Origin of the sequence: Cellulomonas iranensis NBRC 101100 = JCM 18110, from assembly GCF_001552375.1 — a bacterium.
Lineage (GTDB): Bacteria > Actinomycetota > Actinomycetes > Actinomycetales > Cellulomonadaceae > Cellulomonas > Cellulomonas iranensis.
The window spans coordinates 1-10,818 of sequence record NZ_BCRB01000104.1 but is presented as its reverse complement, the minus strand read 5'-3'; the positions used below and the strand labels follow the sequence as shown (position 1 = coordinate 10,818).

Genomic DNA, 10,818 nt, shown 5'->3' with positions numbered 1-10,818 from the left:
CCCGACGCAGCCGACGCAGCCGACGCAGCCGACGCAGCCGACGCAGCCGACGCAGCCGACGCAGCCGACGCAGCCGACGCAGCCGACGCAGGACGTAACCACTCCCCCCGACAGCCCGCGACTCATCGAGGAACGGCGCCGCCGGCCAGGCAGGCATCGATCACACCGTCCGCACGAGACGCGCGACGTCCCGCCGCCCCCGTCGACCGATCCCGTCCGGCTGACCCCTTCATCGGGCCCGCAACCGGCGAGACGGCCACGCCGCGTCAGGCGCCCGCGGGCGCCTGACTCGCGCAGCTCGGAACGCCGGGTGCCTTCGAGCGGGGTGCCCGCCATCGTCGCGACGATGCCCGTACCGACGAGCTCGCGGTCGTTCTTCAGCAATCCGCACCAGGCGCACAGCACCCGGTGCGTGCGACTCTCGACCGTCCTCACTGGACGACACGTCCCGACCAGGTCGGGTCGCGACACGTCCCACCGCATTGAGTGCTCATTTCGGGCCTCGGCGGCGTTCGAGGAGCGCCCTTCAGAGCGTTCGCAGGCTCGTCAGGCCACCATCCTCCGCTCCGGATCGCCAGGAGGATCGTTCCTGGAGAACTTTCGGGGCGCTCAAACGCCCTGTTCCACGTGAAACACGGCCCCAAAGCGACCCACTGCTCGTCGAACGCGGGACTCCCACCCGCGCGACACCCCCATGCCGCCACCTCACCGACCGACGAACGCCGCCCGACGAACACCGCCCGACGGGCGTCGCGCAGAGGCGGAGCAGGACGACCTCGACGATCGAGACACCGGGACGAGAGCGCTCAGTACGACCTTCGACCCGGTGTCCGATCCGAGGCGTCGGTCTCCACTCTCACGCCAGCGGCGCAAGCCACGGACCGCTGCCGTCGCGGTCAGCTCCGGTGTGGCGAGCGTCGACCTGAGCGTGCCGGCGACCTGTGGACAAGACACGTCTCCACTCAGCACCTGACCGCACCCACCACCGACCCGCGGTCACCACCGAGACGAGCGAGGCGCGGCGCGAGCGTCCGGCAGCACTCCCCGATCCGGGTCACCGAGACGACGCTCGTCGCCAGGCAACGACGCACCACTCCACGCGGGTCGCCGCATCCGCCGAGCCGTTCCCGACCACCAGCGGCCGAGCGCACGACCCCGAGCCCGACCTAGCGATAGCTCTCCCCCGAGCGCGTGCACGACTGCGGTCGTCGACGGGTCGCCCGTCTGCCTCTGAGGCCGGGCCGAGCAGCTCGACTCACCTCGACGGCTCGACCTCCTCCGAGATCGACCACTCGCCGAACCGACCGACGGCCCTCACGCCATCCCTCAGGACGTGCCCGCCCCCCCGATCACCCGGGGCAGTGGCTAGCCGTTCGCGCCCCCCCGTGGGCGACACCGCCAGCGCACGGAGCGCACCGGCACGGTCCACCCGGTCACGCGCGAACCGAGGAAGACCTCGCCCTCGCCGGTAGTCCCTCTCGACACCCATGGCCCGTCCGCCCCTGAGACCCCCCGCAGGCCCGACCACCCAGGGTGTGCCGCAACGATGTCGCAGCACACCGCGACGACGGTGTCGCGCGGAGACCGGCACATTCCGGACATCGTACGGTTCCTAGAGGCCGGTCCTGCGGGCCACGCGCCGCGCCCACGAGGCGCTCTTCGCTCCGAAACGCCAGGAGAATCGTTCCTGGCGAAGCCGAAGGGCCGCCGCGGCCACGTCACGGGGCCCCAGTTCGCCAGGAGCCAATCTCCCGCGCACGGGTCACGCGCCGCGGACACACCTCCCGACGCGGTCACCCGGCCCGAGGCATGGTCGACGACCACAGCCGTCGACTCGTGGAGACGACGCAGGGCGGGTGGCTCGCGCCACCCGCCCTGCGTGCACCGTCGTCCCGGGGTCAGGTCACGCCGGCTTGACGACCACCCGGCGGTCCGGCTCGACGCCGACGGAGTCGCTCACGAGGCCGGCCTCGGCCACCGCGTCGTGCACGACCTTGCGCTCGAACGGGTTCATCGCGGAGAGCGTGACCGCCTCGCCGTCTGCCTTGACCTGGTCGATGGCGGTGCGGGCGATCGCGACGAGCTCGGTCCGCCGCTGCGCACGGAACCCGGCGATGTCGAGCATCAGCCGGCTGCGCTCGCCCGTCTTCGTCTGGACGGCGAGGCGCGTGAGCTCCTGCAACGCGTCCAGCACCTCCCCCTCGGCGCCGACGAGACGGCGGAGCGCTGCCGCGTCCGAGCCGTCCTCGGCCACGATCTCCACGGCAGCCCGCCCGTGGTCGACGTCGATGTCGATGTCACCGTCGAGGTCGGCGATGTCGAGGAACTCCTCGAGGTAGTCGGCGGCGATCTCGCCCTCCTCCTCGAGGCGCTTCACGACGTCGGCGTCGGCGGCCGTGTCCGGCTCGGTCGTACCCATGTCTTCTCCGTTCAGCGGTGTCGCACCGTCGTCGGCCCTGCGGGGGCCGTCGTCGCGGTGGTGGTCAGGGACGGGGGCCGTCGGGCGTCGAGCCGCCGGAGGGCGGACCCTTGCGCTTCTTCTTCGGAGCGGGCGCGGTCGGTTCGCTCGGAGCGGCGGGCGCGTCCTCGACCGTGCCAGCGGCGTCGGATGCGTCGTCCGCGCCGCCCCCCGCCTGCTGCGGCCGCGCCTTGGCGCGGTCCTTGCGCTTCGGCTGCTGACGCTGGCCGCGGGGCTTCTCGTCGATGACGGCGGTCGAGGTCTGCTCGATCGTCTCGCCGCGGGCGGCGGCCTTCCTGGCCTGCCGCTCCTTGAGCGCCTTCTCCGCCTGCGAACCCGGTGCCGGCATGCGGCGGATCGTGTAGAACTGCTGCCCCATCGACCACAGGTTGGTGGTGGTCCAGTAGATGAGGACACCGATCGGGAAGTTCACGCCCGAGACGGCGAAGATGAACGGCAGGACGTACAGGAGGATCTTCTGCTGCTGCGCCATCGGGCCCGTGAGCGCAGCCGGCGGCATGTTCTTCATGGTGAGCTGCCGCTGCGTGGTGAACGTCGTCACCGACATCGCGACGATGAGGACGATGGTGACGACGCGGATGTGCCAGTTGCCGTCCCACTGCATGAAGGTGCCGGACAGCGGTGCGCCCCAGATGGTGGCCTGCTCGGCCTGGCCGGCCAGCTCGCGGGTGAGGGGGCCGATCGACTCGGCGCGCGCGTACGTGCCGGACGCCAGGCTCGGAAGCTCGTAGAGCACCCGGAACAGGGCGAAGAAGATCGGCGACTGCAGGAGGATGGGCAGGCAGGACGCGAACGGGTTCGTGCCGTGCTTGCGGTAGAGCTCCATCATCTCGCGGCTCATCGCCTCGCGGGACGCGGGGTCCGTCTTGCCCTTGTACTTCTTCTGCAGGGCCTGCATCTCGGGCTGCACGAGCTGCATGCCACGGGACGCCTTGATCTGCTTGAAGAAGAGCGGGATCAGCAGGATCCGCATGACGATCACGAGTCCGACGATGGACAGCGCCCAGGCGGCGCCGCTCGCGGGGTCGAGGCCGATCCAGGTCAGCAGGTCGTGGAAGCGGACCATGATCCACGCGACCGCGACCATGAGCGGGAACAGCAGGCCGTCCATCCAAGGCATGAGGCGGTGCTCCTCGAGAGCGTCAGTGAGCGGCGGGGGCCGCGTCGAAGGCGTGGTGGTGCCGCGACGGTGGAACGTCGTCGACCCCACCGGGGTTCCAGGGGTGGCACCGCAGGAGTCGCCGCGCGGCGAGCCACGTGCCGCGGACGGCACCGTGACGCTGCACGGCGATGACCGCGTACTGCGAGCACGACGGGTAGAACCTGCAGGTCGGAGGCGTGATCGGCGAGATCACGCGTTGGTACACCCAGAGCAGACCGAGAAGTACACGAGCGGGCAGAGAGCGCACCACGGCCCAGACGCGCGTCACGGCGTCACCCGGTGCTCGGCACGCCGCGCCGCGCGCCGCTCGGCGCCGTCGATCGCGCCGTCCAGGTCGCGGCCCAGCTGCGCGGAGGAGGCTCCCGCGGCGTCGGGCTGCGCGCGGACGACGACCAGCGTGCCGCTCCCCCAGCGTCCGAGGCGGCTCGCCAGCAGGGCGCGCAGCCGCCGCCGGACCCGGTTCCGGGTCACGGCGTTCCCCACGGCCTTGGAGACGACGAGACCGACCACCGGCGGGCCGGGGTCGGTCGTCGTCGTGAGGTGCACGACGAGGGTGTCGCGTCCCCCGCGCGCGCCGCGACGCACCGTCTGCTGGAAGTCGGCAGAGCGGCGCATCCGGTGCGCTGCGGGGAGCACCGGGGGTGGCGTCAGGCCGAGAGCTCGGCGCGCCCCTTGCGGCGGCGCGCCGCGAGGATGGCGCGGCCGGCACGCGTGCGCATGCGCAGACGGAAGCCGTGGGTCTTGGCCCGGCGCCGGTTGTTCGGCTGGAAGGTGCGCTTGGTCACGACGTTCTCCACACGTTCTCGTCACGGTCGTACGGAGTCGCACGACCAGGTCCTGGTGCCGTGTCCACCGCTCCAGGGATCGCACGCAAGGACACGTGCGAAGGCGTCAGGGCGCGCCGGACGGAGCCGTCGGAAGGCTGGGCCACGCTACGCCGCGGCAGGCGCGTGGGTCAAATGCGCCAGCGTACGCCGCACGGCGGGTGGCACCCACGGCGGCGCCGCGACGCGGCCTCGGACGCCTTACCCCAGGTCAGCAAGTTCTCGGTGGACCCGGCGCGGCGTGTCGTGGGTCTCACCCGCCGGTGCGCTTCTGCGGGTGCCGACCGACCACTAGAGTCGGACATCGTCGTGCCGCCCGGCGCGTGCGCCTCGAGGGTGCGGACGACGCCGTCGCCGGCCCTGTGGACGACGGGCGGGCAGGACCCCCGACGACGGGTCACGGTCCCGCACCGCTGCCACTCACAGGTGTGGACAACTATGTGGACGACGGTCCACCGTGCCAGACTCGCCGGGCCCCGCAGGACCGATCACTGAGGTAGGACGTTGTCACAGGACGAAGAACCGGCCCGCGTGTGGGGACACGTCGTCGCGAGCCTCGAGGCGAGCCCCGACATCACGCCCCGTCAGCTGGCCTTCGTCCGGCTCGCCCACCCGCTGGGCGTGCTCGACGGCACGATGCTCCTCGCCGTCGGCAACGACCTCACCAAGGAGTACCTCGAGACGCGCGTCCGCGCCGAGGTCACGCAGGCGCTCGGCGAGGCGCTCGGCCGCGAGGCGCGGTTCGCCGTGACGGTCGACCCCGAGGTGGCCGGCGACGTCCCGCCCGCGCTGCGCGTGGTGCCCCCGGCGCCCGCCGCCACGGGCGCCCCCGCCTACGACGACGAGCCCGACGCGCGCCCCGACCTCGCCCTGGTGACCGCCCACCCTGCCTTCGGCACCCGCGACGAGCGCGCCGAGAGCGCCGACGACGCGCCGGTCGAGCACGCCGTCCGCGACGAGCACGCCGACCCCCGTCCCGTGCTGCGCGCGGTCGACGGCACGAGCGTGGTCACGTCCCCGCGGCGCGCGATGTCCGAGCCGGCACGCCTGAACCCGAAGTACCTCTTCGAGACGTTCGTCATCGGGTCGTCCAACCGGTTCGCGCACGCCGCGGCCGTCGCGGTGGCCGAGGCCCCGGCCAAGGCGTACAACCCCCTGTTCATCTACGGCGACTCGGGCCTGGGCAAGACGCACCTGCTGCACGCGATCGGCCACTACGCGCAGAACCTGTACCCGACGGTGCGGGTGCGCTACGTGAACTCCGAGGAGTTCACGAACGACTTCATCAACTCCATCAGCGAGGGCAAGGCGGGCGCGTTCCAGCGTCGGTACCGCGAGGTCGACGTCCTGCTGATCGACGACATCCAGTTCCTGCAGGGCAAGGAACAGACGATGGAGGAGTTCTTCCACACGTTCAACACGCTGCACAACGCGAACAAGCAGGTCGTGATCACGTCCGACCTGCCGCCCAAGCAGCTCAACGGCTTCGAGGACCGGATGCGGTCGCGGTTCGAGTGGGGCCTCATCACGGACGTGCAGCCGCCGGACCTCGAGACCCGGATCGCGATCCTCCGCAAGAAGGCCGCCAGCGAGCGGCTGCAGGCGCCCGACGACGTGCTGGAGTACATCGCGTCGAAGATCTCGACGAACATCCGTGAGCTCGAGGGCGCGCTCATCCGGGTCACGGCGTTCGCGAACCTCAACCGTCAGCAGGTCGACGTGTCGCTCGCGGAGATCGTCCTCAAGGACCTCATCACCGACGACCAGACGCAGGAGATCACCGCCACCACGGTGATCGGGCAGACGGCCGCGTACTTCGGTCTGAGCATCGAGGACCTGTGCGGGTCGAGCCGGTCGCGCGTGCTCGTCACGGCGCGTCAGATCGCGATGTACCTGTGCCGCGAGCTGACGGACCTGTCGCTGCCGAAGATCGGGCAGGCGTTCGGCGGTCGGGACCACACGACGGTCATGCACGCGAACCGCAAGATCCGCGAGCTCATGGCCGAGCGGCGGTCGATCTACAACCAGGTCACCGAGCTCACCAACCGGATCAAGCAGCAGCACCGCGGCTGAGCGGCTCCCCGGGACCTCACCCCGAGACGCCGGGATGTCGCGTTGGTCCGTTCCCATCCACCGGGTGACCCCGGTTGTCCACAGGTTTGCCCACGGGTTGGGGACACGTGTGAAACGGCTCACCCGACGCGAGAAGCCGGACCTCCTGGCGCGGGGCACGGCGCACGCACCGGCACCGACACCGTGCTGACCTGGGCAGACGCCGCCTCGGCCCGGCAGCACCCGCGCGTCGACGGACGTCGCCGGCGACCGAGGCGCCCCCACGACGGTGAGAGGCCTCTCATACCAAACCGGGGCGAACGCCCCAGCGTTGTCCCCAACCCGGGGGTGAGGGACGCGTAGGACGAATGTTCACACCTGTGCACAGACCTGTGGACGGCGGTGGACGACACGCGCCGACGATGTGGACGGGACCCGTCCTGTCGGTGGACGGCGGTGGAACGTCCCGCGGGCGTCCACCGCCGTCCACCGACGACCCGACGCCCGACCACACCGCCCCGCACAGCCCGAAACCGGCCGTGACCTGCTCGGCGACCCGTCGTCCACACCACCCACAGCCCCGACGACGACGACGACCCATCTCCCAGGAAGGGATCCACACACCGACGTGTGGGTGCTGCGGCGAGCGAGCGGGGCACCGCCCCGCGACGAGGCCCCGACGGTGTACCGGGCGTCGGAGGTGTCGCGTAGTCTTCGGCTCAGCCCCGCCAACGCCCGGATCGCACGCGTCCACGACGACGCGCGCCCCTTCCCCGGGCAGGACGACGAGAAGGTGATGCATGAGGTTCCGCGTCGATCGTGACGTTCTCGCCGACGCCGTCACGTGGACCGCACGCAGCCTGCCGACCCGGCCGCCCGTGCCCGTCCTCGCGGGCGTCCGCATCGAGGCCGACGCCACGGGCACGATCCAGCTGTCGAGCTTCGACTACGAGGTCTCGGCACGCGCGCAGCTGCCCGCCGACGTGAGCGAGCCCGGGACTGTGCTCGTCTCGGGGCGTCTGCTCGCGGAGATCTCGCGCGCTCTGCCGGCCAAGCCCGTCGACGTCGTGCTGGACGGCACCAAGGTGCAGGTCACGTGCGGTGCGAGCCGCTTCACGCTCCTGACGATGCCGGTCGAGGACTACCCGAACCTCCCCGCGATGCCGCCCGTGACCGGCACGGTCGACGGCGACGAGCTGACCCACGCGGTCGCGCAGGTGTCGGTCGCCGCGAGCCGTGACGACACGCTCCCCCTGCTCACGGGCGTGCGCGTCGAGATCGAGGGCGAGCGCGTCACGCTGCTGGCGACCGACCGCTACCGGCTGGCGCTGCGCGAGATGACGTGGAAGCCCGCGAGCCCCGACGTCGAGGCCGTCGCCCTCGTGCGGGCGCGCACGCTCTCCGACGCGGCGAAGTCGCTCGGCGGCTCGGGCTCCGTCGAGGTGTCGCTGTCGAGCGGCGGCGGCGTCGACCTCATCGGCTTCGAGGCCGGGGGCCGCCAGACCACGAGCCTGCTCGTGGACGGCGACTACCCGCCCGTGCGGCGGCTGTTCCCCGACGAGACGCCGATCCACGCGATCGTCAACCGCCAGGCGCTCGCGGAGGCCGCGAAGCGCGTCGCGCTCGTCGCCGAGCGCAACACCCCGATCCGGCTGACGTTCAGCGAGGGTCAGGTCGTGCTGGACGCGGGTCAGGGCGACGACGCGCAGGCGTCCGAGGCGCTCGAGGCGACGCTCGTCGGCGACGACATCTCGGTCGCGTTCAACCCGCACTTCCTCGCCGACGGGCTCGGTGCGCTCGACACGACGTTCGTGCGGATGTCGTTCACGCACCCGAACAAGCCCGTGGAGTTCACGGGCCAGGAGTCGCTCGAGAGCGACGACCGCAAGGACTACCGCTACCTGCTGGTGCCGATCCGCTTCGCGAGCTGACGCCGCTCGCGCGGACGGGCCGCGGGTGCGGCACAGTGGCCGGGGTGCCACGTCGAGCGACGTGGCCCGCGTCGAGAGGGGCGAGGCATGCACATCGGTCTGGTCGGGCTGGGCAAGATGGGCGCGAACATGCGCGCGCGCATCCGCGAGGCCGGCATCGAGGTCACGGGGTTCGACCGCAACCCCGACGTGACGGACGTCCCGTCGCTCGAGGCCCTCGCCGCGGCGCTGCCCGCGGGCGAGCGCGTCGTGTGGGTGATGGTCCCCTCGGGGCCGATCACCGACGCCGTCATCCAGGACCTCGCGGGCCTGCTCACGGCCGGTGACCTGGTCATCGACGGCGGCAACTCGTACTACCAGGACGACGCGGCGCACGCCGCGACGCTCGCCGAGCACGGCATCGGCTTCATCGACGCGGGCGTCTCGGGCGGCATCTGGGGCCTGGAGAACGGCTACGGGCTCATGGTCGGCGGCGACGCCGCCGACGTCGAGCGTGCGATGCCCGTCTTCGACGCGCTGCGCCCCGAGGGCGAGCGCGGCGACGGCTTCGTGCACGCCGGCCCGGTCGGTGCGGGGCACTACGCGAAGATGGTCCACAACGGCATCGAGTACGGCCTCATGCAGGCGTACGCCGAGGGCTACGAGCTGCTGGCGGCGAAGGACCTCATCACCGACGTCCCCGCGACCATGCGCGCGTGGACCAAGGGCACCGTCGTGCGGTCGTGGCTGCTGGACCTCCTCGTGCAGGCGCTGCACGAGGACCCGCGGTTCGCGGCGATCGACGACTGGGTCGAGGACTCCGGCGAGGGCCGCTGGACCGTCGACGAGGCGATCGACCTGGCCGTGCCGGCCCCGGTCATCGCGGCGTCGCTGTTCGCGCGGTTCTCGTCGCGGCAGGGCGAGTCGCCGGCCATGAAGGCCGTCGCCGCGCTGCGCCAGCAGTTCGGCGGGCACGCGGTGCGCGCCGCCGGCGCGGACACCGTGACGCCGTCGGCACCACCCACGTCGGAGGCCTGACCGGCGTGTACGTCGCGCACCTGTCCCTCACCGACTTCCGGTCGTACCCGCAGGTCGAGCTGCCGCTCGACCCGGGCATCACCGCGCTCGTCGGACCCAACGGGCAGGGCAAGACGAACCTCGTCGAGGCGATCGGGTACGTCGCGACGCTCGGCAGCCACCGCGTCCCCTCGGACGCGGCGCTCGTGCGTGCCGGCACGTCGCGGGCGGTCGTGCGCGCGAAGGTCGTCCGCGAGGAGCGCGCGACGCTCGTCGAGGTCGAGGTCACGCCGGGCAAGGCCAACCGCGCGCGGGTCAACGGCGGCTCGCCGGGCCGCGCGCGGGACGTGCTGGGCATCCTGCGCACGGTGCTGTTCGCCCCCGAGGACCTCGCGCTCGTCAAGGGCGACCCGGACGGCCGCCGGCGGTTCCTCGACGACCTGCTGGTGCAGCTCACGCCGCGCATCGCGGGGGTCCTGGGCGACTACGACCGGGTCCTCAAGCAGCGGTCGGCCCTCCTGAAGTCGGCCGCGGCGGCGTCGCGCGCGCGCACGGGCGCGGACCTGCGCACGCTCGACGTGTGGGACGCGAAGCTCGCGGCGACGGGTGCGCAGGTCGTCGTCGCGCGGCAGGCCCTGGTCGCGGCGCTGCGCCCTCGCGCGGCCGACGCGTACCGGCAGGTCAGCGCGGGGCAGGGCGAGCTCGGGATCACGTACCGGGCGTCGCTCGACACGGCCCTGGGCCGGACCGACGACGACCCCGCGCTGCCGGCGGCCGCCGACGCGGCGGCCGTGGAGGGGCTGCTGCTCGAGGCGATGGGCCGGTTGCGCTCCAAGGAGATCGAGCGGGGCGTGTGCCTGGTCGGCCCGCACCGCGACGACCTGGCGCTCGCGCTCGGCGACCTGCCGGCCAAGGGGTACGCGAGCCACGGCGAGTCGTGGTCGGTCGCGCTCGCGCTGCGTCTCGCGTCGTACGAGCTGCTGACGCACGGCGTCGACGACGCGGGTGCGTGGGCCGCGGACTGGGGCCCGGACGGCGAGCCCGTGCTGATCCTCGACGACGTGTTCGCCGAGCTCGACACGCGTCGGCGCGAGCGGCTGGCCGAGCTGGTCGCGGGTGCGCGGCAGGTGCTGGTGACGGCCGCGGTGCCGCAGGACGTGCCCGAGCCGTTGGCGGGCGCACGCGTGGACGTGCTCGGCGGCGAGGTCGCCCGTGTCCTCTGAGGGCGGCGCGGCTCGCGCGCGCCGCTCCCCCGGGACGAGCGCCGACGACGCCCCGCGTGCCGGGACGTCCCGGTCCCGCGCGGTCGCCCGTCCGGCGCGGGGGCCCGCGCCGGACGGCGTCGCGCCGGTGACGGGTGCCGGCGACGACGAC

Annotated in this window: 9 protein-coding genes; 4 read left to right on the top strand and 5 right to left on the bottom strand. The window is 72.6% G+C overall.

Annotated elements, in window-relative coordinates; genetic code table 11:
* Window positions 1-1,903 precede the first annotated feature (1,903 nt).
* The 5 genes from CS2_RS16180 to rpmH all read right to left on the bottom strand — a co-directional run bounded on the left by CS2_RS16180 (window position 1,904) and on the right by rpmH (window position 4,426).
* Window positions 1,904-2,419: a Jag family protein gene (locus tag CS2_RS16180; protein WP_046529676.1), complete on the bottom strand. Its 516-nt coding sequence runs from the start codon at window positions 2,417-2,419 to the stop codon at window positions 1,904-1,906.
* Between the two features lie 64 nt (window positions 2,420-2,483).
* Complete coding sequence (yidC, locus tag CS2_RS16175) at window positions 2,484-3,599, bottom strand: membrane protein insertase YidC (RefSeq protein ID WP_070320754.1); 1,116 nt, start codon at window positions 3,597-3,599, stop codon at window positions 2,484-2,486.
* Between the two features lie 22 nt (window positions 3,600-3,621).
* The gene (gene yidD, locus CS2_RS16170) at window positions 3,622-3,909 is read right to left on the bottom strand and encodes a membrane protein insertion efficiency factor YidD (RefSeq protein WP_082740305.1); all 288 of its coding nucleotides are present in this window, start codon (window positions 3,907-3,909) and stop codon (window positions 3,622-3,624) included.
* Entirely contained in the window at window positions 3,906-4,277 is a 372-nt protein-coding gene (rnpA, locus tag CS2_RS16165; protein WP_070320753.1) for a ribonuclease P protein component, read from the bottom strand. The genes yidD and rnpA overlap by 4 nt, the downstream gene beginning before the upstream one ends.
* An 11-nt stretch (window positions 4,278-4,288) precedes the next feature.
* On the bottom strand, window positions 4,289-4,426 hold the full coding sequence (gene rpmH, locus CS2_RS16160) for a 50S ribosomal protein L34 (protein ID WP_043601468.1): 138 nt from the start codon (window positions 4,424-4,426) through the stop codon (window positions 4,289-4,291).
* A 543-nt stretch (window positions 4,427-4,969) separates the two neighbouring features.
* On the opposite strand from rpmH, the gene dnaA reads away from it, so the two are divergent.
* The 4 genes from dnaA (at window position 4,970) to recF (ending at window position 10,667) form a co-directional block, all read left to right on the top strand.
* Window positions 4,970-6,538 carry a chromosomal replication initiator protein DnaA gene (gene dnaA, locus CS2_RS16155; protein WP_070320752.1) on the top strand — a complete coding sequence of 523 codons (1,569 nt, stop codon included), beginning with the start codon at window positions 4,970-4,972 and terminating at the stop codon, window positions 6,536-6,538.
* Window positions 6,539-7,317: 779 nt separating this feature from the next.
* Window positions 7,318-8,448, top strand: a complete 1,131-nt coding sequence (gene dnaN / locus CS2_RS16150; RefSeq protein WP_046529681.1) for a DNA polymerase III subunit beta — start codon at window positions 7,318-7,320, stop codon at window positions 8,446-8,448.
* Window positions 8,449-8,535: 87 nt separating this feature from the next.
* Window positions 8,536-9,465 carry a phosphogluconate dehydrogenase (NAD(+)-dependent, decarboxylating) gene (gene gnd, locus CS2_RS16145; RefSeq protein WP_046529682.1) on the top strand — a complete coding sequence of 310 codons (930 nt, stop codon included), beginning with the start codon at window positions 8,536-8,538 and terminating at the stop codon, window positions 9,463-9,465.
* A gap of 5 nt (window positions 9,466-9,470) precedes the next feature.
* Complete coding sequence (recF, locus tag CS2_RS16140; protein WP_070320751.1) at window positions 9,471-10,667, top strand: DNA replication/repair protein RecF; 1,197 nt, start codon at window positions 9,471-9,473, stop codon at window positions 10,665-10,667.
* Window positions 10,668-10,818: the final 151 nt, after the last annotated feature.